The sequence below is a fragment of the Microbacterium sp. CFBP 8801 genome (genome assembly GCF_014839455.1).
Lineage (GTDB): Bacteria > Actinomycetota > Actinomycetes > Actinomycetales > Microbacteriaceae > Microbacterium.
On record NZ_JACYNU010000015.1, the window covers coordinates 24894 to 49569 of the forward strand.

25 protein-coding genes and 1 pseudogene are annotated in these 24676 nt (G+C 70.5%); 9 read left to right on the forward strand and 17 right to left on the reverse strand.

All coding sequences use genetic code 11. The annotated features are described in order from the left end of the window. Positions 1-78: 78 nt before the first annotated feature. A complete protein-coding gene (locus IFR11_RS14060) occupies positions 79-969 on the forward strand; it encodes an endonuclease domain-containing protein (RefSeq protein WP_191916561.1) in 891 nt (296 codons plus the stop codon). A gap of 481 nt (positions 970-1450) precedes the next feature. On the opposite strand, the gene ccsB is transcribed toward IFR11_RS14060, so the two are convergent. The 7 genes from ccsB to IFR11_RS14095 all read right to left on the reverse strand — a co-directional run bounded on the left by ccsB (position 1451) and on the right by IFR11_RS14095 (position 7463). Next, a complete protein-coding gene (gene ccsB / locus IFR11_RS14065) occupies positions 1451-2461 on the reverse strand; it encodes a c-type cytochrome biogenesis protein CcsB (protein ID WP_191916562.1) in 1011 nt (336 codons plus the stop codon). A 4-nt stretch (positions 2462-2465) separates the two neighbouring features. Then, positions 2466-4199: a cytochrome c biogenesis protein ResB gene (gene resB, locus IFR11_RS14070; protein ID WP_191916563.1), complete on the reverse strand. Its 1734-nt coding sequence runs from the start codon at positions 4197-4199 to the stop codon at positions 2466-2468. Continuing rightward, a complete protein-coding gene (locus IFR11_RS14075) occupies positions 4180-4929 on the reverse strand; it encodes a cytochrome c biogenesis CcdA family protein (protein WP_055839095.1) in 750 nt (249 codons plus the stop codon). Before IFR11_RS14075 ends, resB begins: the two co-directional genes overlap by 20 nt. Continuing rightward, on the reverse strand, positions 4926-5531 hold the full coding sequence (locus IFR11_RS14080) for a TlpA family protein disulfide reductase (RefSeq protein WP_055839098.1): 606 nt from the start codon (positions 5529-5531) through the stop codon (positions 4926-4928). Before IFR11_RS14080 ends, IFR11_RS14075 begins: the two co-directional genes overlap by 4 nt. Next, positions 5531-6175, reverse strand: coding sequence for a histidine phosphatase family protein (locus IFR11_RS14085; protein ID WP_191916564.1), 645 nt, complete (start codon positions 6173-6175; stop codon positions 5531-5533). Before IFR11_RS14085 ends, IFR11_RS14080 begins: the two co-directional genes overlap by 1 nt. A 143-nt stretch (positions 6176-6318) precedes the next feature. Then, on the reverse strand, positions 6319-7029 hold the full coding sequence (locus IFR11_RS14090) for a DedA family protein (protein WP_055839102.1): 711 nt from the start codon (positions 7027-7029) through the stop codon (positions 6319-6321). Positions 7030-7127: 98 nt separating this feature from the next. After that, a complete protein-coding gene (locus IFR11_RS14095) occupies positions 7128-7463 on the reverse strand; it encodes a hypothetical protein (RefSeq protein ID WP_055839107.1) in 336 nt (111 codons plus the stop codon). A gap of 113 nt (positions 7464-7576) precedes the next feature. Between IFR11_RS14095 and aspS the strand changes: the two genes are divergently transcribed. Further along, entirely contained in the window at positions 7577-8917 is a 1341-nt protein-coding gene (gene aspS / locus IFR11_RS14100; RefSeq protein WP_191916565.1) for an aspartate--tRNA(Asn) ligase, read from the forward strand. A 73-nt stretch (positions 8918-8990) separates the two neighbouring features. Continuing rightward, positions 8991-10052, forward strand: coding sequence for an ABC transporter ATP-binding protein (locus IFR11_RS14105; protein ID WP_055938943.1), 1062 nt, complete (start codon positions 8991-8993; stop codon positions 10050-10052). Positions 10053-10059: 7 nt separating this feature from the next. On the opposite strand, the gene IFR11_RS14110 is transcribed toward IFR11_RS14105, so the two are convergent. From IFR11_RS14110 to IFR11_RS14135, 6 genes are all read right to left on the reverse strand, one after another. Continuing rightward, a complete protein-coding gene (locus IFR11_RS14110; RefSeq protein WP_055839115.1) occupies positions 10060-10362 on the reverse strand; it encodes a Dabb family protein in 303 nt (100 codons plus the stop codon). Beyond that, positions 10359-10637, reverse strand: coding sequence for a glutaredoxin family protein (locus IFR11_RS14115; RefSeq protein WP_055938946.1), 279 nt, complete (start codon positions 10635-10637; stop codon positions 10359-10361). Before IFR11_RS14115 ends, IFR11_RS14110 begins: the two co-directional genes overlap by 4 nt. Positions 10638-10708: 71 nt before the next feature. Next, positions 10709-11002: a rhodanese-like domain-containing protein gene (locus IFR11_RS14120; protein ID WP_055839123.1), complete on the reverse strand. Its 294-nt coding sequence runs from the start codon at positions 11000-11002 to the stop codon at positions 10709-10711. Positions 11003-11084: 82 nt separating this feature from the next. Then, a complete protein-coding gene (locus tag IFR11_RS14125) occupies positions 11085-11183 on the reverse strand; it encodes a 30S ribosomal protein bS22 (protein ID WP_003792170.1) in 99 nt (32 codons plus the stop codon). 82 nt (positions 11184-11265) lie between these two features. Further along, the gene (locus tag IFR11_RS14130) at positions 11266-11457 is read right to left on the reverse strand and encodes a helix-turn-helix domain-containing protein (RefSeq protein ID WP_055839125.1); all 192 of its coding nucleotides are present in this window, start codon (positions 11455-11457) and stop codon (positions 11266-11268) included. Positions 11458-11596: 139 nt separating this feature from the next. Then, positions 11597-11992, reverse strand: coding sequence for an ArsR/SmtB family transcription factor (locus IFR11_RS14135; RefSeq protein ID WP_055839127.1), 396 nt, complete (start codon positions 11990-11992; stop codon positions 11597-11599). Positions 11993-12060: 68 nt separating this feature from the next. On the opposite strand from IFR11_RS14135, the gene IFR11_RS14140 reads away from it, so the two are divergent. Further along, a complete protein-coding gene (locus IFR11_RS14140) occupies positions 12061-13503 on the forward strand; it encodes a TrkH family potassium uptake protein (RefSeq protein WP_191916566.1) in 1443 nt (480 codons plus the stop codon). Beyond that, on the forward strand, positions 13496-14167 hold the full coding sequence (locus IFR11_RS14145; RefSeq protein ID WP_055839130.1) for a potassium channel family protein: 672 nt from the start codon (positions 13496-13498) through the stop codon (positions 14165-14167). The genes IFR11_RS14140 and IFR11_RS14145 overlap by 8 nt, the downstream gene beginning before the upstream one ends. A gap of 66 nt (positions 14168-14233) precedes the next feature. On the opposite strand, the gene proC is transcribed toward IFR11_RS14145, so the two are convergent. Beyond that, positions 14234-15079 (reverse strand): pyrroline-5-carboxylate reductase, encoded by an 846-nt coding sequence (gene proC, locus IFR11_RS14150; protein ID WP_055839133.1) that lies wholly within the window; start codon positions 15077-15079, stop codon positions 14234-14236. Between the two features lie 123 nt (positions 15080-15202). Between proC and IFR11_RS14155 the strand changes: the two genes are divergently transcribed. Together IFR11_RS14155 and IFR11_RS14160 are read left to right on the forward strand one after the other, a co-directional pair. Further along, complete coding sequence (locus IFR11_RS14155) at positions 15203-16315, forward strand: alpha/beta hydrolase (RefSeq protein ID WP_191916567.1); 1113 nt, start codon at positions 15203-15205, stop codon at positions 16313-16315. Between the two features lie 67 nt (positions 16316-16382). Next, positions 16383-17312, forward strand: coding sequence for a TIGR03560 family F420-dependent LLM class oxidoreductase (locus tag IFR11_RS14160; protein ID WP_191916568.1), 930 nt, complete (start codon positions 16383-16385; stop codon positions 17310-17312). 36 nt (positions 17313-17348) lie between these two features. On the opposite strand, the gene tadA is transcribed toward IFR11_RS14160, so the two are convergent. Then, positions 17349-17804, reverse strand: a complete 456-nt coding sequence (gene tadA / locus IFR11_RS14165) for a tRNA adenosine(34) deaminase TadA (protein ID WP_055839587.1) — start codon at positions 17802-17804, stop codon at positions 17349-17351. A gap of 86 nt (positions 17805-17890) precedes the next feature. Here tadA and upp point away from each other — a divergent pair, with 86 nt between their 5' ends. Further along, entirely contained in the window at positions 17891-18523 is a 633-nt protein-coding gene (gene upp / locus IFR11_RS14170; protein WP_055839143.1) for a uracil phosphoribosyltransferase, read from the forward strand. Positions 18524-18674: 151 nt separating this feature from the next. On the opposite strand, the gene IFR11_RS14175 is transcribed toward upp, so the two are convergent. After that, positions 18675-22229 carry a TM0106 family RecB-like putative nuclease gene (locus IFR11_RS14175; protein WP_191916569.1) on the reverse strand — a complete coding sequence of 1185 codons (3555 nt, stop codon included), beginning with the start codon at positions 22227-22229 and terminating at the stop codon, positions 18675-18677. Positions 22230-22339: 110 nt separating this feature from the next. Here IFR11_RS14175 and IFR11_RS14180 point away from each other — a divergent pair, with 110 nt between their 5' ends. Next, positions 22340-24397, forward strand: a complete 2058-nt coding sequence (locus tag IFR11_RS14180) for an NAD(+) synthase (protein WP_191916570.1) — start codon at positions 22340-22342, stop codon at positions 24395-24397. Positions 24398-24471: 74 nt separating this feature from the next. Here IFR11_RS14180 and IFR11_RS14185 read toward each other — a convergent pair. Further along, positions 24472-24676 (reverse strand): annotated as a pseudogene (locus tag IFR11_RS14185) (DUF427 domain-containing protein); the annotation flags it as partial.

Genomic DNA, 24676 nt, shown 5'->3' on the forward strand with positions numbered 1-24676 from the left:
CCTCCACAGGGAGGGTTGTCCACACGCGGGGCGGGGGCGCGCAGCGCGGGGCACCGTGCCCGGTGTCTGCTGTCGGGCATGCGCCCTCGACCTCTCCCCGCCGAGCTCGGCACCGCGTTCCACGTTCGCGACGCGGACCGTCTCGGCATCCCGCCCAGAAGGCTCCGCGCTCGCGACCTGCGGTCGCCGTTCCACGGCGTCCGGTACGCCGGCGACGACCCCGGACTCGGTTCCGTCGCGGAGCGATGCCACGCGTACCTCCCGCGGATGTCGGGTGGCCAGTTCTTCAGCCACGTCACGGCCGCCTCACTGTGGGGGATGCCGCTGCCTTTTCCGCACGGCGAAGAGCTGCACGTCTCGGCGGTACCGCCCGCTCGAGAGCCCCGCACGTCCAGCGTCACCGGACACCGCCTGGTGATGCCGCCCGACGGAATCACCCTCCTCGACGATCTGCCCGTCGCCGCTCGAACGGAGACGTGGGCGCAACTCGGCGCCGTGCTGCGCGTGGACGACCTCGTCGCGGTCGGCGACTGGCTCGTGGCCCAGGGCGATCCGGTGCCGGGCCTCGAGGAGGTGGCGATGCGCACCCGACGGCGCGGGGCGGTGGCGCTCCGTGAGGCGGCCGGTCTCGTTCGCCCGGGTGCGGAATCACCGCGCGAAAGCGCCGTGCGTCTCGTCCTCGTGGATGCCGGTCTGCCCGAGCCCCAGCTCAACTGGACGCTCCGGACAGCCTCGGGGCTCTTCGTCGCCAGGCTCGACATGGCCTACCCCGAGCAGCGCGTCGCCGTGGAATACGACGGGCGCCATCACGCTGAAGCCGCGCAGTTCCGCCGCGACGCCGACCGGTGGCGGGCGATCAGCGACGCGGGATGGACCCTAATCCGGGTCCTCGCGCATCATCTCGACGCGCCGAACCAGCTCATCGTCGCACCGGTCCGCAGCGCCCTGCTGGCCGCACGTCCCCGTTGAGTGTCCAGGACACGCCGCGACGCACAGCGAGGACGCGGCGTGTCTCGGACACTCAACGGGCAAGCCCCGGCCGCGGCGCGAGCCACGGCAGAGGCCCCGCAAGAGCGCCCGCCCGCTTTCGGCGTGTATTCGACGGAGCCCCGCCCGCGCTCGGCGCGCGCCCCTCAGCGGCCACAACACGGTTGAGTGTCCAAGACACGCCGCCAGGCACGACGGGCACGCGGCGCGTCCTGGACACCCAACGGGCAAGCCCAGGCCGCGGCGCGAGCCACGGCAGAGGCCCGGCAAGAGCGCCCGCCCGCGTTCGGCGCGTGCGCGACCGACCGTCCGCCCGCTCTCTGCGTGTTCGAGAGGGGCGCCGCCTGCGCTCAGCCGGCGCCCCTCAGCGGCCACAACACCGTCGAGTGTCCAAGACACGCCGCCACGCACGACGGGCACGCGGCGTGTCCTGGACACTCAACGGGCAGACCGACGCCCCGCGTCAGGTCGTCAGACCGCTGTACGCGTGCAGGCCCTTGAAGAACACGTTCACGATCGTGAAGTTGAACAGCACGGCGGTGAAGCCGATGATCGACAGCCACGCCGAGCGGGTGCCGCGCCAGCCGCGGGTCGCGCGGGCATGGATGTATCCGGCGTAGAGCACCCAGATCACGAAGGTCCAGACTTCCTTGGTGTCGAAGCCCCAGAACCGGCCCCACGCGTCGTTCGCCCAGATGGACCCGGCGATGAGGGTGAACGTCCAGAAGATGAAGCCGACGATCGCGAAGCGGTAGGCGAGCGACTCGAGCGCGTCGGCCTTGGGGACCGTCCGCAGGAAGCTGCGCTTGGGCGCGTCGTCCGACGGCGCCGCCTCGGCGAGTTTGCGTTCGCGGCGCGTCTGGATCAGTTGCACCACCGACAGCCCGAACGCCAGGGCGAACAGGGCCGTGGCCAGGCTGGCGACGAACACGTGGACCACGAGCCACACCGACTTCAGCGGGTCGGCCAGCGGCACGACGTCGACGTGGAACGCGAGCGTCGCCCCGCCGAGCAGCAGCACGGTGAGGCCCGTCATCAGCGCGCCCAGGAAGCGCAGGTCGTAGCGGGTGAGCACGGCGAGGTACACCGCGATGATGAGCAGCAGACCGGTCATCGCGAACTCGTACATGTTCGACCACGGCACGCGCTCGGCGGCGATGCCGCGCAGCACCGTCGCGGTGAGGTGGAACACGAACCCGAGCGCCGTCAGCACCGTTCCCAGCCGCGCCCAGAGGTAACGGGGCTTCGGTGCGGTAGTGGATGCCGACGACCCGGTCGATCCGCCGATCACTCCCCCGCCCCCCGCGGTGACGAGCTCGCGGGCGACGACGTCGTCCTTCGCCTTCAGCGCGAGGTCGGAGCGTCGTGCGAGGTCGATCGCGTAGGCGATGAACGCCAGCACGTAGATGGTGACCGCCGTCCACACCAGGAGGAGGGAGATCTCGTCGAGGAGAAGCGGGTCGGTTCCGGGCATGGTGTCAGTCTACTTTTCCGGTGTCGGGGTGGCGCGGGGTCGGAAGGGACGAGGCGTGCTTCTCGGCGAGCTGGCCGACGGCGGCGCCGAGGGTGGGATCTTCGCCGCGGGCCAGACCCGCGTACTCGATGACCACGGCGTCGCCCTGCGGCGTCGCCTTGACCCACATGCGCCGACGTGGGACGAACAGGGCGGTCATGAGACCGAACAGCGCGAGCAGCGCGAAGGCGAGCACCCAGGGACCGGCGAGGTCACGGTGGATCGACAGCGAGGCGAAGCGCTTCACCGAACCGTCGTACCCGGAGGCGCCGGCGGGGGCCTCGTTCTCGAACGTGATGGTGCCGAGACCGTTCGGCAGGTCCTGGGTTTCGCCCGGCATGAGCTGCAGGGCGGGGGTGCCGCTGTCACCGCCGGCGATCTGCGTCATCCCCGAGGGGTCGAGCGTGTAGACCGACCGGGGCGTGCCGTCGTCGATGCCGAGGTCGCCCTCGTAGACGCGCAGCGTCAGCACGGGGTACTCCAGCGCGCCGTAGGTCGAGGTAAGTGCGCCCGAAGGCAGCACGTCCATCGTCGGGTAGAAGAAGCCGAGCAGGCCGAGTTGCTGCGGCAGTCCGTCGGCGACCTTGATGACGCCGAGCGAGGTCATGTTGGCATCCTGGGGAAGGAAGGCCACGGAGTCGTGGAAGACCTCCCTCCCCTCGGCGTCGCGGATAGTGACGGTGGGCGCGTAGCCGTTGCCCAGCAGGTAGACACGGTCGCCCTGCACGTCGAGCGGGTGGTTGACGCGCACCTCGCCGTCCTCGGGCTCGCCGCCCGGGGCTCGCGTGGTCATGTGCGCCACGAAGTCGCCCGCCTGACCCGAGCCGGGCTGGCCGGGCGGCACGTAGGCGACGTCGAAGGCGTCGAGCGTCATGGAGTACGGCGTGAGCGTGTCGCCGCCGACGAAGCGGCCGGGGTTGAACGAGGAGTAGTCGAGCAGGCTGTTCGCGAACGCCTGGCCCTCCACGAGCACCCGTTGCCCCGTGTAGGTGAAGCCGCCTCCGACGCCGACGGCGATGAGCACACCCACCAGGGCCGCGTGGAAGACAAGGTTGCCCGTCTCGCGCAGGTAGCCGCGCTCGGCCGACACCGAGTACGTGCCGCGCCCGTCGTACCGGGCGACGCGGTATCCGCTCTTGCGCAGCTGAGCGGCGGCGCTGTCGACGGCGGCCGCGGCGACGGCATCCGCGTCTCCGGCGACCGTGAGGCGGCGGGTGCGGTGGTCGTCCAAGCGCGACAGCCGCGCGGGCGTGCGCGGGGGCTGCGAGCGCAGGGCCTTCCAGTGGTGTTTGGTGCGCGGCAGCACGCAGCCGATCAGCGAGATGAACAGCAGCAGGTAGATCGCCGAGAACCACGGCGAGCTGTACACGTCGAACAGGCTGAGCTTGTCGAGCACCGGCGCCAGGTCGGGGTTGTCGGTGAAGTACTGGGTGACGCCGTTGGGGTCGGCGGTGCGCTGCGGCACGAGCGAGCCGGGGACGGCGGCGATCGCGAGCAGGAGCAGCAGCACGAGCGCGGTGCGCATGCTGGTGAGCTGACGCCAGCCCCAGCGCGCCCATCCCACGACGCCGAGGCGCGGCTGCACGACGTCGTCGCCGGAGCCGTCCGCGACGACGGAGTCGGCGTGGTCGGACGGGCGCAGCACGCCGTCGGCGGGTTCGGTCACGGTCTTTCCTCGATCAGAGCGGGAGTTGGACATTGCCGATCACTCCCTGCAGGGTCGACATCCACTGGCCCCAGACGCCCGTGACCATGAGCAGGCCGAGCGCGATGAGAAGCCCGCCGCCGATGAGGTTGACGACGCGGATGTGCTTGCGCACGAACGACACCGAGCGCGTCGCCCACCCGAAGCCGAGGGCGAGCAGAACGAACGGGATGCCGAGCCCCAGCGAGTACGCCAGTCCCAGCAGTGCCGCCCGGCCCGGGTCGCCGAGGTTGTACGACACCGAGAGGATCGCCGCCAGCGTCGGGCCGATGCAGGGGGTCCAGCCGATGCCCAGCGCGATGCCGAGCAGGGGGGCACCGATCAGGCCCAGGTTGCCGCGCGACTGCAGCCGCACCGAGCGCTGCGCCACCCCGAAGAGGCCGATGAACACGAGTCCCATGAGGATGATGACGACACCCATGACGCGCGTGATGACGTCGCCGTAGCGGGTGAAGAACATGCCGGCGGCTCCGCCGAGCACGTTGATCGCCATGAACACCACGGTGAATCCCGCGATGAACAGCAGGGTCCCACCGAGCAGGCGCCCCCGGCCGGCTCCGGATGCCGAGCCCCCGCGCGGGGCGACGGCACCGCCGATGTACCCCAGGTACCCCGGCACGAGCGGCAGCACGCATGGTGACAGGAACGAGATGAGACCGGCGGCGAGCGCGAGGGGAAGAGCCACCCAGAGTGCGCCGTCGAAGACGAGAGCGCCCGGGTTCACGCGGGCTCCGCGACCAGCGTGCGCACCATGGACTCGAGGATCGAGGCCTCGGGGAGCTCGCCGATGACGCGGGCGGCGACGCGGCCCTGCTTGTCGAGCACGAGGGTGGTGGGCGTCGCGTTGATGGGGGTCTTGTCGGCGAAGGCGAGCTTCAGCTCCCCGTCGTTGACGGCCATGGCACTCGAGTACGACACCCCGTGATCGCGGGCGAACGACAGCGCCGTGGCGGGCTGGTCGTAGGTGTTGATGCCGAGGAAGGCCACGTCCTGGCCCTGGAAGCTCTGATAGGCCTGCTCGAGGCGCGGGGCCTCGATGATGCACGGGCCGCACGTGGCATACCAGAAGTTCACGACGAGCACCTTGCCGGCGTAGTCGGCGCTCGACACCGGTGAGCCGTTGTCGAGGCTGCCCGAGAACTCCACGGCCTCGCCGCGGTCCGACTCGGGGATCTCCTGCCACTGCAGCCCGTTGGCGGCGATGTAGCCCTTGTTGTCACCCGCCCGGTACTGCTCGGCGAGGGGGTCGGGCGTGCAGGCCGCGAGGCCCATCACGAGGGCCGCGGCGGCGGCCATCGCTCCGGCGGCGGTGAGGATTCGGCGCATCAGACGGCTCCTACGTCGACGGCTCCGGCGGTGGTGGCCGGCTCGGCGTACGCCACCTCGACCCAGCGCGTCGAGCCGTCGGCGCCGTCTCGCCGTTCGAAGCTCGTCACGCTCGACAGCGCGCAGCGGCGCTTGCGGGGGTCGTGGCGGGTGGGTTGGTGGGAGAGGGCGAGGTGGGTCACCCAGATCGGCAGCTGGTGCGAGACGATGACGACGTCGCCCGAGGGGACGCGTTCCCACGCGTCGCCCATGGCCTCGGTCACCCGCGCCACGACGCGCTCGTAGGGCTCACCCCAGCTGGGAACGGCGGGTTGACGCAGATGCCGCCAGTTCAGCGGGTTGGCGAGCGCCCGCTTCATCCGCCGTCCCTCGAAGACGTTGGTCGGCTCGATCACCCGCTCATCGATCACGGGCTCGATGCCGAACAGCGTCACGAACGGCTCCGCCGACTCACGTGTGCGCTGCAGCGGTGAGGCGATGAGGGCCGAGACGGGCCGCTCGAGGCCGTGGACGTACTCGGCGGCCTGGCGCGCCATCTGCCGCCCGTCGATGCTGAGGCCGAATCCGGGGAGCCGACCGTAGAGCACGCGACGGGGGTTGTGGACCTCTCCGTGGCGCACGAGATGAAGGCGATCGGCGGGCACGACGCCAGTCTACGGGCGGGTTCTGTGGTCTGACTGAGCGAGGGGGCGGGTTGCTTCGACGTGGAGATACCCGCGGATACCGGGCCCGCAGGAGGTGTGCGCGCGCGTCGACGGGGACTCAACCCGGCGATGTCCTCCGACGCTCAGGCGTCGGTGCGCGACGCCGGGGCGTCGTTGCGGGAAGCCAGAAGCGAACGGATGCGCGCGTACAGGAACCACGCGACTCCGATCACGACCGCGGCGATCACGACGTACTGCAGGATCGAGGCGTACTCCTCGACGATGTGCCAGTTCTCGCCCAGCAGGAAGCCCGACAGCACGAAGATCGTGTTCCAGATCAGGCTGCCGGCGCCCGTGAGCAGACCGAACCGCCACATCGGCATCTTGGCGACGCCGGCGGGGATCGAGATGAGACTGCGGAAGATCGGGATCATTCGCCCGAAGAACACGGCCTTGCCGCCGTGGCGCTCGAACCACGCGACCGTGCGGTCGACGTCTTCGGGGTGCAGCAGCGGCATCTTCGCGGCGAACGAACGCAGACGCGCGGCTCCGAGCCACCGCCCGAGGCCGTAGAGCATGAAGGCGCCGACGATCGAGCCGACGGTCGTCCACAGCAGCGCCTCGAACAGCGTGAACGAGCCGCGGCTGGCGGTGAGGCCCGCCATGGGCAGGACGACCTCGCTCGGCAGCGGCGGGAAGAGGTTCTCGAGGGCGATGGCGACGCCCGCGCCCACCGGTCCGATGATCTCCATGAGCGACACGGTCCAGTCGGCCAGCGACGTGAGCCACGACTGCCCGTCCTCGGAGCCGGAGCTCGCGCGCAGGGGGGAGAGAGTGAGGGTGGTGTCGGTCATCGGGTGCCTTCGCGCTCGGTGATCGGCCGCCCGACCGGACGCCCGTTCCAGGCTACGGTCCGGTCATGCGCGGTTCCTGGGGGTTGCCCCCGAGCGGTTCAGGATGCCGAGACCCCGGCGCCGACGAACGCGGCCGCGATGAACCACACCGCCGCCATCCCGACGATGGTGGCCAGCGGCACCCAGAACGCCAGGCGATGGCGCACGAGGCGCACGATCGCGGCGACCACGCCGATCAGCAGGATGACCCAGGGCGAGATGACGGCCGTCCAGAAGCCGATGTTCATCAGCCCCGTGTCGCAGTTCGACGGCCCGCACTGGTCGGCGGCGAACGCCAGCAGCACTCCCGCGTACGAGGCCCCCAGCGCCAGCAGGGGAAGGAGCACGAGCAGGATGATCGTGAGCGCGACGTCCCAGCCACGCGCCTTGCGCACTGTCGGTTCGGGACGCATCGTCCGGAAAGATTCCGGCGGCAACGAGTAGGTCACGCCCCCATCGTAGATTCGCGCCCGGGTGCGCGCGCACGGCGCACGTAGACTGGTCGATCGTGAGCGAACGCGTCCTGGTCAACCAGCTGAAATCCCTTCCCGCCGGCCCCGTCGAGGTGTCGGGATGGGTCGAAACCGTCCGCGACCAGAAGAAGGTGCAGTTCGTCGTCCTCCGCGACGAGACCGGCGCGGTGCAGCTGGTGAACCCGGCGACGCGTCCCTCCGAAGAGGCGACGGATCAGGATGCCGCCGCCCTCGCCCTCACCGAGACGATCGGCGCCCTGTCGACCGGCACCTTCCTGACCGTGCGCGGCGAGCTCAAGCACGACGAGCGCGTCAAGCTCGGCGGCGTCGAGATCAAGGTCGGCGAGCTCGTCATCGCGGCGGCAGCCAACCCCGAGACCCCGATCGCGGCCGACAGCAGCCCCGACAAGCGCATGGACTGGCGCTTCATCGACCTGCGCCAGCGCCGCAACAACCTCATCTTCCGCGTGCAGACCACTCTCGAGCACGCGATGCGTACCTACTGGGTCGAGCGCGACTACATCGAGGTGCACTCCCCCAAGCTCATGGCGTCGCCCTCGGAGTCCAACGCCGAACTGTTCGAGGTGCCCTACTTCGAAGACAAGACGGCCTACCTCGCGCAGAGCCCCCAGTTCTTCAAGCAGATGGCCCAGGTCGCCGGCTTCGGCAAGATCTTCGAGATCGCCCCCGCGTTCCGCGCCGACCCCTCGTTCACGAGCCGTCACGCGACCGAGTTCACCTCGATCGACGCCGAGATCAGCTGGATCGACTCGCACGAAGACGTCGCCCGTATGCAGGAGGAACTGCTGCAGAGCGCTTTCCAGGCCGTCGCCGACAAGCACGGTGCCGAGATCCAGGAGCTCTTCGGCATCGAGGTGCAGGTTCCGACGCTCCCCTTCCCGCGCATCCCCCTCGCCGAGGCGCGTGAGATCGTCGCCGCGCGCGGGTACGACATCCCGCGCACCGACGGCGACCTCGACCCCGAGGGTGAGCGTCAGATCGCGGCGCACGTGGCCGAGACGTTCGGTCACCAGTTCGTCTTCATCACCGACTACCACCCCGAGATCCGCGCTTTCTACCACATGCGCGACGAAGAGACCGGGCTGACGAAGTCGTACGACCTGCTCTTCAACGGCGTCGAGATCACGACCGGCGCGCAGCGCGAGCACCGCGTCGACGTGCTGATCGAGCAGGCGAAAGAGAAGGGTCTCGACCCCGAGTACCTCGACTTCTACCTCGACTTCTTCCGCTTCGGCGCCCCGCCGCACGGTGGTTTCGGCATGGGCCTGGCGCGCGTCCTGATGCTCATGCTGGGCGAGTCGTCGATCCGCGAGGTGACGTATCTCTTCCGCGGCCCGACCCGCCTCGCTCCGTAAGGTTCGAGCGACCGACGCCCGGGGTTCACTCCCCGGGCGTCGTCGCGTTCATCGGCCGCCCTACCGTGGGGCCATGAACGCCCTCACCTCGGCCGCCCCGTCTCCGGCGGGACGATCGCGCACGGGGTGGGCGATCTCGCTCCGCGATGTCGGCCGCGCGCGCGCGGGAGTCCCGGTGCTCGAGAACATCGACCTCGAGATCGAGCCGGGCGGCATCGTCGCCGTCGTCGGGCCGTCGGGCTGCGGCGCGTCGACCCTGCTGCGCGTGATCACGGGAGCCGATCGGCCGGATGCCGGCACCGTGACCATCGACGGGCGTACCGGGGCCGCCGCGCCCCGCGTCGTCGAGGTGCGCGACCGCACCCCGGTCGCCCGTTTCGGGCGGGTGCGCGCCGCGATCGTGGCCGCCGCCCGTCGCGCGGGCACCGCCGACCCCGACGCCGAAGCCGAACGCCTGGGCGCGCTCGTCGGGCTCGGCGCCGGTGACCGGCTGGTGCACCGCCTCTCGCACGGCGACCGGCAGCGGTGGGCCGTCGCCCGGGCTCTCGCGTCGCGGCCGCGGGCCCTCGTGCTCGACGACGCGCTGGCAGCGCTGCACACCTCGGCGCGCGCCGAGACCCGCGATCGCGTCGTGCGGGAACTGCGTGCGACCGGGGTCACCACCCTGTGGGTCACGCGCGACACCGCCGAGGCCGCCGCGGTCGCCGACCATCTCGTCGTGATGGACCAGGGCCGTATCGCCGCGCAGGGGCGCCCCGACGAGGTCTTCGCGCGCGTCGGCGACCTCGCGGTGGCCGACCTTCTGGGTCCGGTCAGCGCCGTGCCGGGAATCGTCGAGGGAGCCGTCGTCGAGGTGTGGGGGCAGGAACTCCCTCTCGCCGCCGCGGCGAGCGACGGTCACTGCGAGGTCGTCGTACGCCCGGAACAGGTCGTGCTCGTGGGCGACGGCACCCCGGGAGTCGATGCGGTCGTCGAGGAGACCATCTTCCTCGGCAGCGTGCGCCGCTCGACCGTTCTCACCGCCGACGGCGATCGCGTCGTCGTCGAGCACGCGCCCGACCGGCGCCTCGACGATCGGGCGCACGTCCGGATCGCTCTCGCATCCGGGCCGATGAGCGTTCGCCCCATCGGCTGAACGGGCGTCAGAACGGGTAGTCGACCGACGACCGCTCGGCGACGACCGAGCGCACGAAGGCCGCAGCCTCTTGGTGGGCGGGGTGCACCTGGTAGCGCTCCAACGCCTCGACGTCGGCGAACTCGCTCACCAGGGCGACGTCCCAGTTGTTCTGCGGGTACGCGACGTTGCGACCGATCTCGAGATGCACGATCTCGTCGATCACGCCGCGAAGAGCCAGCAGGCGCTCCGCGATCTGCTCGGCGTGCAGAGCCCGGGTGTCGGCGTCGTCGGCCGCGAGCTTCCACAGGACGATGTGTCGGATGCTCACGCGGAGGCTCCTTCGGGCTCGGACGCCAGCAACGCGGCGCGGAGGCGGTCGGCCGACACGCGCCAGTGCGCGTGCAGCTCGCCGTCGATCAGGATGACGGGGATCTTCTCCCACCACTTCTCATACAACGCCGTGTCATCGGCGATCGAGGCGTGCGCGATCTCGACACGGTCGGCGACGTCGGCGGGAAGATCGGCCACGACGGCCTCGACGATCTGCTCGGCCACATCGCAGAGATGGCAGCCGGGCTTTCCGATCAGCGTGAGGGTCGTCACGCCTTCATCCTAGGAGGGCCGTGGATCGTGGCGCTCGGGACGCGCGGGATGACGCGGGTCCGGGCACCGGATCAGGATGCGACGTCGTACCCCGCGGCGATCCAGTCGCCCGTGCCGCCCTCGACGTTCGTGGCGTCGTGACCGCGCGCGGAGAGCGCCTCGACCACACGCGCCGAGCGGCCGCCGGCCTGGCAGATCACGTCGAACGGCTCGGCGGGGAGCTCGTCGAGATGTTCGCCCAGGGTCGACATGGGAAGGTTCACGGCCCCGGGAACGTGCCCGGCGGCGAACTCGTGTTCCTCGCGCACGTCGATGAGCGGACGCTCGCGTCCCGCGTGCAGGTCGTGGATCGAGATGGACTGCATGCTTACCTCCGAGAGGGCGAACGGCGCGGGCGGATACACGAAGCGCCCGTCGCAGAGGACAGGCGCTCGGTGTCGTGCCGCGTTACTTCTTGTTGCGGCGCTGGTGACGAGTCTTGCGAAGCAGCTTGCGGTGCTTCTTCTTCGCCATGCGCTTACGGCGCTTCTTGATGACAGAACCCACGGAAAACCTCACTAAGTCGGGGTCTGGGTGCCGTGGTCGGCCCCCGGGAACAGCAGGCGATGAAAAAATGCCTCGGATCAGTCTAGCCGACGTCGGACACCGGCCGCTGCACGACCTCGGCGACGGCCGATTCGGGCACACGATAGCTGCGCCCGAAACGCACCGCGGGGAGTTCGCCGGCGTGCACGAGACGATAGACGGTCATCTTCGACACGCGCATGAGCTCGGCGACCTCGGCGACGGTCAGGAATCGCACGTCGGGCAGCTCGGCCATGGTTCACCCCTCGTTACGGGTGAACTCACCCTCTGATGCTGTGCACACTCTAGGGTCTGGCTGTGAAGGCTGTAAACCTCTGGGCGTGCTGTGACGAATGTGCTTCCCGGATGCCGCTCTTCCGCGGCATCCGTGCACCTCACCGTCCCGGAAGCTTGCGGAAGGCCGTCGAGAAGGAATGCTTGACCGACGCCGCGGCACGACCCACCACTTCGGCGGCGTGGACGGCGGACTCGGGCAGTGCGGGCTCGTTCTCTTCGTCGACCGAGAAGAACGGCACGAGCCAGTCGTCGACCTCGTCGAGAGGCGCGACCGCGAGGCTGTAATAGCGGTGCTGACCCTCTTCGCGCACCGACACCAGCTCGGCCTCGCGCAGCACCTTCAGGTGCTTGGAGACGGTCGGTTGACTCACCCCCAGGGACGCCACGATCTGCGACACGCTCGTTCCGCGTTCGCCACCGGTGGCCCGGTCCAGAAGGAGCTGAAGGATGTCGCGACGCGTTCCGTCAGCGATCACGTCGAAGATGTCCGCCATGGCATCAGATTAGCGGCGCCCCGGCCCGAGTACCATGATTCGGGTTCGGGCACCGAAGGGAGCGGCGCATGGCGGCGACGCCGAACGAGGTGCGATTGGCCGTGCGCGTGAGACGCATCGCGTTCACGGCATGGGATCGACTGCGCAATCTGACCACCGCATCACCCGCGCGTTTCGCGGTGCTGGTGTTCGTGACGCTCATCCTTCTCTTCACCGCGCTGTTCTCGCTGCCCGCGGCGTCGGCCGACGGGCGAGCGACGCCCCTGGCCGACGCGCTGTTCACGGCGGTGTCGACCATCTGCGTGACCGGTCTGTCGACGGTCAACATGTACACGCATTGGTCTCCGCTCGGGCACGTCATCACCTACGTCGGGGTGAACGTCGGTGCGCTCGGCGTGCTCACCCTCGCCTCGATCCTCGGCCTGGTCATCTCGAAGCGCCTGGGGCTCCGCGCGAAGCTCATCGCCGCCGGAGACAGCAACCCCCTGCGGGCGCACGGCGGACCGGTGAACGAGGGGCAGACCGTCCGTCTGGGCGAGGTCGGCCAGTTGCTGCGCACGGTCGCGCTGTCGACGCTGGTGATCGAGGCCGGGCTCACCGTGCTCATCTACCCCTCGCTCATCATCGGGGGCATCGACCCGATCGTCGCCCTGTGGGAGGCCCCGTACTACGCCGCCATGGCCTTCACCAACACCGGGTTCGTCCCCAACGCCGACGGGCTGACGCCCTTCGCCCAGGACTACTTCCTGCTGTCGGTGCTGATGATCGGCGTCTTCCTCGGCTCGATCGGCTTCCCGGTGATCTTCACCCTGTGGCGGCACCACTGGCGATTCCGTCTGTGGTCGCTCCACACGAAGCTCACCCTGATCACCACGGTCATCCTGTTCTTCTTCGGCGCGGGCGTCATTCTGCTGCTGGAATACGACAACCCCCTCACATTCGGAAGCATGGATGCGTGGGACACGACCTTCCAGGCGTTCTTCCTCTCCGCCATGACCAGGTCGGGCGGTTTCTCGGTCATCGACATCGGCGAGCTCAACGGCGCGACCCTCATCGTGGGCTCGATGCTGATGTTCGTGGGTGGCGGCTCGGCATCCACCGCCGGCGGCATCAAGGTGACGACCCTCGCCGTGCTCGCCCTCGCGGTCTTCTCCGAGGCCAAGGGGCGGCCGTCGGTACAGGCGTTCGGGCGCCGGATCCCCAGCGACGTGCAGCGCGTGGCCCTCTCGGTCGTCGCGTGGGGCGCCACGATCGTCGCGATCTCGACCGTGACGATCAGCCGCATCACCGACGCCCCCATCGAGCACGTCCTGTTCGACGTGATCTCGGGATTCGCGACGGTCGGCCTGTCGACCGGTCTCACGGCGGAGCTTCCCGACCCCGCCGTCTACGTCATGGCCGCCACGATGTTCATGGGCCGCATTGGTACAGTGACACTCGCCGCGGCCGTGGCTGCGTCGTCTCGATCGCAGTTGTACGCGCTGCCCGTCGAAAGGCCCATCGTTGGTTGAACGCATCCGCAGCGACGCGCCCGTGCTGGTCATCGGCCTCGGGCGCTTCGGCGCGGCGTGCGCCGGCGAACTCGACCGCCTCGACCGCGAGGTCCTGGCCGTCGACGGCAACCTCGAACTCGTGCAGAAGTGGTCGGAGCGCGTCACGCACGCCGTACAGGCCGACGCACGAAACATCGACGCTCTGCGCCAGATCGGCGCGCAGGACTTCCAGGTGGCCGTCGTCGCCGTCGGCTCGCTCATCGAGGCGTCGGTGCTCATCACCGCCAACCTCGTCGACCTGAAGGTCCCGCAGATCTGGGCCAAGGCCGTCTCGCAGTCGCACGGCAAGATCCTTGCCCGTGTCGGCGCCAACCACGTGATCTACCCCGAGGCCGAAGCCGGCGAGCGCGTCGCGCACCTCGTGAGCGGACGCATGCTCGACTTCATCCGCTTCGACGACGATTTCGTGCTCGCCAAGATGTACCCGCCGAAGCTCGTACGCGGCGTGGGCCTGAACGAGTCGGGTGTCCGCTCGAAGTACAACGTGACCGTGGTCGGGGTGAAGAGCCCCGGGCGGGCGTTCCGCTACGCCGAAGCCAACACCGTGGTCACGAACCACGACCTCATCATCGTGTCGGGGACGAACTCCGACATCGAACGCTTCGCGTCGCTCGACCGCTGAGCAGTGGCTCGGAGTCTCTCGCCCTGGAGCCTTCGCCCGTAACGGGCCCCGTGCTCGGCCGGCACGTCACCGCCCCTCGGCGAGCTCTTTCGCGCGCGCGAGTGCGGCCTCGGCGGCCTCAGTGAAGGTGTCGTCGAATCGGGCCTCCTGCAGCACCGCGACGGCCCGCTCGGTCGTGCCCTTGGGGCTGGTCACGCGGCGACGCAGCTCCGCCGGGTCGACGTCGGAGGCGGCCAGGAGCGTCGTGGCCCCGATGAAGGTCTGCTCGGCGAGCAGACGCGCCTGCGCGTCGTCGAAGCCCATGCGGACGGCCGATTTGGTGAACTCCTCGACCAGCAGGAAGACGTAGGCCGGGCCCGATCCCGAGATCGTCGAGAGCGCGTCGATCTGTTCCTCGGGCACCTCGAGCACCGCACCCACGGTCTCGAACAGAGCGCGGACGACGGCCACATCGTCGGCCGAAGCAGCCGGCCCCGCGGCCAGACCGGTCACGCCCTTGCCGACGAGCGACGGCGTGTTCGGCATGGAGCGCAGCGTTGCGACACCCTCGCCGAGGTGACGGGCGAAGGTGTCGAGGGTGACCCCCGCGGCCAGGCTGACCACGACCGCGCCGTCGCGCAGGTGCGGAGCGATCTCGTCGAGCAGGTCGGGCACCATCGCGGGTTTGACGCCGATCAACACCACCTCGGCGGATGCCGCGGCCTCGATGTTGCCGTTCGGGTTGACCTCGAGCGCGACACTCGTCACTCCCTCGAGATCGGCGAGCTCGGCGGCCTTCGCGATCGAGCGGTTGGTCGCGGTGACGCCGCCCGCGCTCAGGCCCGCGGCGACGAGGCCGTGCAGGATGGCCCCTCCCATCGAGCCGGCTCCGAGGATCGCGATCGGGGGCAGCGAGGTGATGGCATCCGTCATGCCTCCAGTCTACGAAGCGCCCCGACGCCGCGACAGGCAACCCTGAGTGCGACCGATAGGGGCGGGCGTTAGAGTCGGACGACGGTGTACCGGGGCACCCGCGATCGACACGGAGGACCTTCCATGACTCTCTTCGACGGCATCACCGCGCGCCTGCTCGAGACCGACCGGCTGGGTGTCAATGTGCTCGAGCGCTCCGGCGACGACCCTTCGACGCCCCCGGAGCACACGGTCGTGCTGGTGCACGGGAACGTCGCGTCGTCGCTTTTCTGGCAAGAGATCATGCAGGACCTCCCCAGCGATCTGCGCGTCGTCGCGGTCGACCTCCGCGGCTTCGGTCGCACCGAGCACACCCCCATCGACGCCACCCGTGGCGTGCGCGACTTCAGCGACGACCTGCACGCGACGCTCGAAGCCCTCGGCATCGCCTCCGCCCACCTCGTGGGATGGTCGCTCGGCGGAGGTGTCGTGCTGCAGTACGCCCTCGATCACCCGGTGCTCTCGCTGACCCTCCAGTCGCCGGTCTCGCCCTACGGGTTCGGCGGCACCCGACGCGACGGCTCGCGGCTCGACGACGAGGGTGCGGGCACCGGCGCCGGCGCCGCCAACCCCGACTTCGTCCAGCGACTCACCGACGGCGACACCAGCGCCGACGCCCCCACGTCGCCGCGCTCGGTCTTCCGCTCGACCTACGTCGCGCCCGGGTACACGAGCGAGCACGAGGACGTCTGGGTCGAGGCGATGCTCTCGACGTCGACGGCCGTGGGCAACTACCCGGGCGAGTCGGTCACGACCGCCACCTGGCCCGGCTTCGCCCCCGGACGCACGGGGGCGCTCAACACGCTGTCGCCCGTCTTCTTCGACGTCTCGGGCATCGTCGACCTGGCCGACAAGCCCCCGGTGCTGTGGATCTACGGAACGGCGGATGCCATCGTCTCCGACGCCTCGTTCTCGGACGTGAACCACCTGGGCGCCCTGGGCGTCGTTCCCGGGTGGCCCGGCGACGAGATCGCCCCCGCGCAGCCCATGGTGTCGCAGACGCGCGACGTGCTCTCCGCCTACGCCGCCCGTGGCGGAGAGGTCACCGAGGTGCCCGTCGAAGGAGCAGGCCACTCGGTTCATCTCGAGCGTCCCTCCGCGTTCCGCCGGGCCCTGCTCACGCACATCGGCTACGTCGGCCGTCCGGCCGATCCCGCCCCGCCCACCGAGGCGATCATCCTGCGCTCAGCCGACTGAGCGCGGCCTCGACTCGGCCCGTCCCGCCCTCCCCGTCTCGCACCGCCCGATCTTCCCGGAGGCTCCCGTGGAGTACTGCCTGTTCACCGAGCCCCAGCAGGGCTTCTCGTACGACGACCAGCTCGCCTTCGCGCAGTCGGCCGAGCGGAACGGCCTCGACGGGTTCTTCCGCTCCGACCACTATCTTCGGATGGGCGAGGGCGACCCGCTGCCCGGGCCGACCGACGCGTGGACCACGCTCGCCGGTCTCGCCCGCGAGACGTCGCGCATCCGCCTCGGGACCCTGGTGTCGTCGGTGACCTACCGCGTGCCCGCGATCCTCGCCATCCAGGTCGCGCAGATCGACGCGATGTCGGGCGGCCGTGTCGAGCTCGGCCTCGGGACCGGCTGGTTCGAGCGCGAACATGCCGCTTACGGAATCCCCTTCCCCGCCAAGCGCTTCGACCTGCTCGAAGAGCAGTTGCAGGTGGTGACGGGCCTGTGGCAGACCCCGGATGCCGAGACCTTCTCGTTCGACGGTGAGCACTACCGTCTCGACGCCGCCCCCGCCCTCCCCCGTCCCGTGCAGTCACCGGTGCCCGTGATCGTGGGCGGCGGCGGGCCGAAGCGCACGCCGGCGCTGGCCGCGCGGTACGCGACCGAGTTCAACATCGGCTTCGTCGCCGAGGAGCAGATCTCGGCTGCCTTCGCGCGCGTGCGCGCCGCGTGCGAGACCGCCGAGCGCGACCCGGCGACGCTGAAGCTCTCGGTCGCTCTGCCGACCATCGTGGGCACGGACGACGCCGAGATCGAGCGACGGGTCGCCGCGATCGGGCAGACTCGTGCGCAGTTCGACAACGGCGCCAACCTCATCGGCACTCCGGCGCAGATCGCCGACAAGGTCGAGCGCCTGCGGGCGCTGGGCGCCGAGCGGGTGTACTTCCAGCTGCTGGATCTGCGCGACGTCGGACACGCCGATCTCGTCGGCAGCGAGCTGCTCCCCCTGCTGCCCCGCTGACGCACGCTGGCCGCGGGGCGGAGGGCGGGTGCCCGATCACGCGTCGTAATCGTGCGGGTGTTCGCGCCGAACCTCGAAGAACGCCGTCAACTGCGCGGCGGCTTCGTCCTCGTCCACCCCGCCCACGACCTCGACGCGGTGCGGCAGGCGCCGGTCGCGCAGAAGGTCGTACATCGAACCCGCGGCGCCGGCTTTGGCATCCCACGCCCCGAAGACCACCCGGGGCACGCGCGCCTGCAGGATCGCACCGGCGCACATGACGCACGGCTCGAGGGTCACCACGAGCGTGCAGTCGGCGAGATGCCACGAGCCGAGGGTCTCGGCCGCGGCACGCAACGCCAGCACCTCGGCGTGCGCCGTGGGGTCCGCCGTGACCTCGCGCAGATTGCGGCCCTCGCCGAGGATCCGCCCCTCGGCGTCGACGACGACGGCGCCGACGGGCACATCACCGTCGACGGCGGCCTCGGCGGCCAGCGCGAACGCGCGACGCATCGCGGAGCGGTCGGCGGCGGTGGGGGTCACGGGGGCTCCGAAAAAACGGACGAGGGAGATCAGGGGAAGCGGCTAGCCTTGAGCCTATGCGTGTCCACGTCGCCGACCACCCGCTCATCACCCACAAGCTCACGGTGCTGCGTGACGTGCAGACATCTTCGCCGGTGTTCCGCCAGCTCACCGAAGAGCTGGTGACCCTGCTTGCCTACGAGGCGACCCGCAACGTGCGTGTCGAACCGATCGAGATCCAGACCCCGGTGACCCTCACCCAGGGCGTCAAGATCAGCGAGCCCCGCCCCATCGTCGTGCCGATCCTGCGCGCCGGTCTGGGCATGCTCGAGGGCATGGTGAAGCTTCTGCCCACCGCCGAGGTCGGCTTCCTCGGCATGGTGCGCGACGAAGAGACCTTCGAGCCCACGACGTACGCCGAACGCCTGCCCGACGACCTGAGCGACCGCCAGTGCTTCGTGCTCGACCCCATGCTCGCCACCGGCGGCTCGCTGGGTGCGGCCATCAACTTCCTCTTCGCCCGCGGCGCGCAGGACGTCACCGCGATCTGCCTGCTCGGCGCCCCCGAGGGCGTCGCCGCCATCGAGAAGCAGGTCGAGGGACACGACGTCACCCTCGTGCTCGGCGCCGTCGACGAGCGACTGAACGAGAAGGGCTACATCGTGCCCGGTCTCGGCGACGCCGGCGACCGGTTGTACGGCACGGCCTGACGCGGTTGCGCAGCCCGATTCGGGGTTGCGAGCGGCGGGGCGTGAGGACCGAACCCCGGCCGCACGATCCCGCCCCGCACCCGGTTTCCGGCGTGCGGCGAGCGGGCCGGGCTCGGCGCCATGGTCGACGGCGATCGGGCAGCCCGGCCCCTCACTCGACTCCGTCGACCAACCGTGCGAAGGCGCTGAGGCGCGCCACGCCCTCGGGAGTCCGCGGAAGGTCGTCGAGCAGCGCGGGTGAATACACGACGTACGCCGCCTGCATCGCCCGCGAGATCGCGACGTTGATGCGGTTGCGCAGCAGGAGGAACTCCAACCCACGCGGCGCCTCGCGCCCCGAGGACGCCGCGAGGGTGAGGATGGCGACCGCCGCCTCTTTGCCCTGGAAGCGGTCGACGGTGCCCACGGGGACGTCCGAGAAGCCCGCCGCGGCCAGAGCCTCTTCGACGGCCACCTGCTGAGCGTTGTAGGGCGTGATCACGATGATGTCATCGGCGCGCAGGGGCCGCGGCTCGTGCACGACGGCCGAATCACCGGCCCCTCCTTCGGCCCCCGTCCACTCGCGGCCGACGAGGTCGGATACGAGGCGTGTGACCTCGGCCGCTTCTTCGGCCGACCAGGTCGAGTTGCCCTGGTGGCGCACCGGGACGACGTGCACCCCGGGTTCGACGCCATCGAGTCGGCGCAGGGCCGTCGACGGATGGGCGGCCAGACGGCCCTCGTACGACAGCCGCGACACGGGACCCGCGACCTCGGGGTGCAGACGCCGGGTGCGCGCGAGGAAGTAACCGAGCTCGGCGGGCACCACCTCGGCGCCGTCGATGATCCACCCCAGCGCCGACGTGTCGACGGGTTCGGGGTGCGTGCCCTGGCTCACCTGCGGCAACTGCTGCGGGTCTCCGAGCAGCAGCAGTCGCTGCGCGGCCAGCGAGACGGCGATCGTCGAGGCGAGCGAGAACTGTCCGGCTTCGTCGATGACGAGCAGGTCGAGGCTGCCGCGGGGGATGCGCGTCTCGTGGCTGAAGTCCCACGCGGTGCCGCCCACGACGAAACCCTGCGCCGCGTTCTCGGCGGTGAAGGCGGCGACGCCGTTCTTCGGGAGCACCGTGAAGGCATGCGGGACGCTCGGGTCTTTCGGCGCCTTGCCGACCCGGGATGCCGGGACCCCGGCCGCGATGACCTGATCGAGCATGTGCTCGATCGTCGCGTGCGATTGCGCGACGACGCCGATGCGATACCCCCGCTCGGCGACCAGGCGGGCGATGACGTGCGACCCGACGTAGGTCTTGCCGGTGCCGGGCGGGCCCTGCACGGCGAGATAGCTGTGGTCGAGATCGGCCACGCTGCGGGCGATGGCGGTGACCTCGTCGTCGCCCGGGGCGCCGTCGACGGCGGTGACAGGTGCCAAGGCGCCGGAACGGGTGCGCGGCGGCACTCGACGCAGGACGTCGGCGGCGGCGCCGTCGGGCATCGCCGGGGCGACCGTCAGCACCGCGTCGGCCCACGCGTCGATCGCCTTCTGCTGGTTGCCCGCGCGCGGCGGGGCCGGCGGGGTCAGGGCGAGCGGCAGGTCGTCCCAGGTGACGCCGTCGGCGGCGATCTCTTCGACGATCGCGCCGTCATCGAGCACCTCGCGCACCGTCACCCGGCGGGCACCGTGGATCCAACGCGGGCGGGTGTCGAGCGGGAACGGCGCCGGCAGGTCGTAGACGGCGAAGGGCTCGGCATCCGGGCTCAGGCGCGTTCCGGGGGCGAGTTCTCCGCGCAGCTCCACCAGGCGGCGCTCGGAGCCCCGCCCCGACTCGGCGATGTGCCAATCCGTGACGACCCGCGAGCGGGCGGCGTCGACGACCACGACGTCGCGCGTCTCTTCCCACACCGAGATGGGCTCGCGCAACCGCAGGAAGTGCGTCGCCCAGTAGCTCTTCTCTTCGCGGGGGTAGTAGTCGATCGCGGCGGCGGCGAGGCGCAGCGCCGTCGCATCGGGAGAATCGGCGCCCGCCTCGACGGCGGCGGCCCACCGCTGCAGGGCGGTCGCCCGGGGCGAAGGCTCGTAGGCCTGCTCGTCGGGATCGGCGCCGTGGGCCGGCACCGCACCGGCCTCGCGCGCCCGGTCGACGAGCCAGTCGCGCAGGCGGCGGGTCGACACGCAGTCGTAGCGGTTGTAGTCGGCGAGGTCGTCGAGCACGCGCTGCGCACCCACCGCGTCGCCGTCGGCCGCGAGCGCCCGGGCCTCGACGTATTTCACGATCGAGTCGTCGCCGCGCTGCACATCGCTCGTGCGCACCTCGTCGCCCATGTAGAGAGGTTCGAGCTTCTTGATCGAGTACGAGCGGGATCCCACGCGCAGGGCGCGACGGACCACGGGATAGAGGTCGACGAAGATCCCGTCGCGCAGCAGTCGATCGACGTCGGCTTCGCGCACCCCGTAGGTGGCCGCCATCGTGAGCAGATGGGTGGGCTCGTAGGGGGCGTAGTGGTAGATGTGCATTCCGGGGTACTGCTGACGACGCAGCGCCACCATGTCGAGGAATCGCTCGAGCGCGACGCGCTCTTCGTCGAACGTGTGGGCCCACAGCGCCCCGTAGGTCTCGCGCGTGTCGACCCAACCGAACAGGTAGTCGATGCCCCAGTGCGCGCCGACGCCCTCGGTGTAGAGCGGGTCGCCCTCGAAGTCGAAGAACAGGTCACCGTGGTCGGGGCGCGGCAGCACTCCCAGCGACTTGGGTGCGACGACCTCGTAGGTGGGCACGGCGTGCGCCGGCGTCGCCTCGGTGGGGACGCCCGCCGGGCTGTCGAGCTGCAGTCGCGCCTGGGTGCGAAGCGAGACGAAGGTGTCGGATCCCATCGCGGCCGGGGGCTCGGTCGCGCTGGCGAGCGCGTCGATGGTGGGGATGCCGCCCGCGCGCAGCCGATCGCGCTGCACCGGACGCATGCCGGCGACCAGCAGCAGATCACGGTGCGCGACGACCTCGAGCTCGCAGGTGGCGCAGCGGCCGCAGGCCACGACGCCCAGGTCACCCCGCGCGTCGCCCCATTCGATGACCGGGCCGGCGACACCGAGCCCGACGCGGCGGTCGGCGATGAGAGCGCGCAGACGCGTGCGCCGCAGCTCGAAGACCGGCAGCAGGTCGTCGACACGGTGCGTGCTCGTCGAGCCGTCGCCCAACAGCAGCTCCACGCGGTCGGAGCGCGTGACGCCCAGGCGGTCGAGCTGGTCGACGTAGGCGGCGAGCTGCATGAGGGCGGTGACGCGGGCGCGGCGGGCGAGCTTCGTGTCTTGCACGATCCAGGGCCGCGTGCCGTCGGGGCGGGGGTGGGTCTCGCGCACGAGGAAGTCGGCGAAGCCGACGAACTCGTCGGTGGCGAAGGCGGCCTGGTAGACGACCTCGGCGGTGGGGTCGGCGAGGGCCGCGTCGGTGAGGCGCACGGCCTCGGCGAGCGCGACCGCGTCGGAGGAACGCGCGGCGGGGATCTCGCGGACCGCGCCGCCGAGACGGGCCCGGTAGTCGTCGAGCACCCGCAGTTCGTGCGCGGTGCCCAGCTGTGCGGCGCGTTCGAGCGTGGCGTCTGCGGGGTCGTCGACGGGGGCGATGCGGCCGATCTTGGCGTCGATGGCGCGCAGCCACGCGAATTCGCACTCGGCCGCCGCCTTGAGATCGCTGGCGCTCCAGACGATCCGCCCGTCTTGTTCGATGTACCGCATGGGAACCCACGCTAACGGGGACCACCGACATCACGATCCGTGCCTCCACAGGCCGGACCGGGCCGCGAAGGGACTGCCACCGTGTCGGAGGCACCTGACAGACTGGACGGGTGATCACCGACCTGCCGTTCGAGAGCGTCTACCGGCACGGCTTCGCTCGGGTCGCCGCGTGCACGATCCCCGTCGCCCTGGCCGACCCGGCGACGAACGGCGACGCCGTGCTCGACTCCGCCCGCGCGTGCGACGCCGAGGGCGTGGCCGTCGCGGTGTTCCCCGAGCTGTGCCTCACGGGTTACTCGATCGACGACCTCGTCATGCAGGACCCCCTGCTCGACGCGGTCGAGGCGGCGCTCGGGCGTCTCGTCGTGGCATCCGCAGACCTCCTCCCGGTGCTGATGGTGGGCGCTCCCCTGCGGCACGGCAATCGGCTGTTCAACTGCGCCGTGGTCATCCACCGCGGTCGGGTGCTCGGCGTCGTCCCCAAGGCCTACCTGCCCACCTATCGCGAGTTCTACGAGCAGCGCTGGTACGCCCGCGGCGACGACCAGGCGGGCCAGCACATCACCGTCGCCGGCGCCACGGTGCCGTTCGGCCCCGACCTGCTGTTCGACGCCGTCGACGTGCCGGGGCTGACGCTGCACGCCGAGGTGTGCGAAGACGTGTGGGTTCCGATCCCGCCGTCGTCGGGCGCGGCTCTGGCCGGAGCCACGGTGCTCGCGAACCTCTCGGGCAGCCCCATCACGATCGGCCGCGCCGACGACCGCACCCTGCTGTCGCAGTCGCAGTCGCTGCGGTGCCTCGCGGCGTACGTCTACGCCGCCGCGGGCCAGGGCGAGTCGACCAACGACGTCTCGTGGGACGGCCAGACGATGATCTACGAGCGCGGACAGCTGCTCGCGACGACCGAGCGCTTCCCCGATGGTCCACGCCGGAGCGTCGCCGACGTCGATCTCGATCGGCTGCGTCAGGACCGCCTGCGTCAGGGCACCTTCGACGACAACCGTCGCACGGTCGGCCCGCAGTTCCGCACCGTGTCGTTCGAGCTCGCGCCGCCCGCGACCGACATCGGCCTGCGCCGTACTCTCGACCGCTTCCCGTTCGTGCCCGACGACCCCGCTCGTCTCGCTCAGGACTGCTATGAGGCCTTCAACATCCAGGTGTCGGGGCTGGTGCAGCGTCTGCGGGCGATCGGGGATCCCAAGCCCGTGCTCGGTGTGAGCGGTGGCCTCGACTCCACCCACGCCCTGCTCGTCATCGCTCAGGCGATGGATCGCATGGGGCGTCCCCGCAGCGACATCCTCACGTACACGCTCCCGGGCTTCGCGACGAGCGAGAAGACCAAGCGCAACGCCATCGCCCTCGCCGAAGCCGTCGGCGCCTCGATCGAAGAGATCGACATCCGACCCGCGGCATCCGAGATGCTCGCCCGCATGGGGCATCCCTTCGCCTCGGGTCAGCCGGTGCACGACGTCACCTTCGAGAACGTGCAGGCGGGGCTCCGCACCGACTACCTCTTCCGTCTGGCCAATCAGAACGGCGGCATCGTCGTGGGCACGGGCGACCTGTCCGAGATCGCCCTCGGCTGGTCGACCTACGGCGTCGGCGACCAGATGAGCCACTACTCGGTCAATCCCGGCATACCGAAGACCCTCATCCAGCACGTCATCCGCTGGGTGATCTCGGCCGGCGAGCTGAGCGCGGACACCGTCGAGGTGCTGCAGGCCGTCCTCGACACCGAGATCAGCCCCGAGCTCGTCCCGGCCGGTCAGGACGGGCGCATGCAGTCCACCGAAGACCGCATCGGTCCGTACAACCTCCACGACTTCACGCTGCACCACGTGCTGCGATTCGGGTTCCGCCCGTCGAAGGTCGCGTTCCTCGCCGCGCACGCCTGGAAGGATCCGGATGCCGGAACCTGGCCCGCGGGTTATCCCGAGGGTGAGCGGCCGGCGTACGACCTGGTGACGGTCGCGCGGTGGCTCGAGGTGTTCCTGCAACGGTTCTTCGGATTCGCGCAGTTCAAGCGCACGGCCATCCCGAACGGCCCCAAGGTCTCTCCCGCCGGTTCACTGTCACCGCGCGGCGACTGGCGGGCGCCGTCCGACGGCAACGCGCGGGCCTGGCTCGCCGACCTGTACACCGCCGTTCCGCAGGCGTTCGACAGTTGACGCGGTCTCTCCGCTCAACGAAGCCGGTCACTCCGTCATCGGTATAGCGGAACGCGGGCGAGGGCGACCCCGGGTCACCAGCCCATCGACCCCGGAACACCCTTGAACGGGCCCGCGAGGTCCTTCGTCACCCACCCGCCGTAGAAGCCTCCGGGTTGCGGCTGCACCGTCTCTCCGCCCAGCACCACGCGGTCCAGCGGCCCGGCGTAGACGGCCACGCGGTCAGCCAGCATCTCGTAGCCCGGCATGGGGTTCGGATAGTTCCACGCCGCGCGCGCG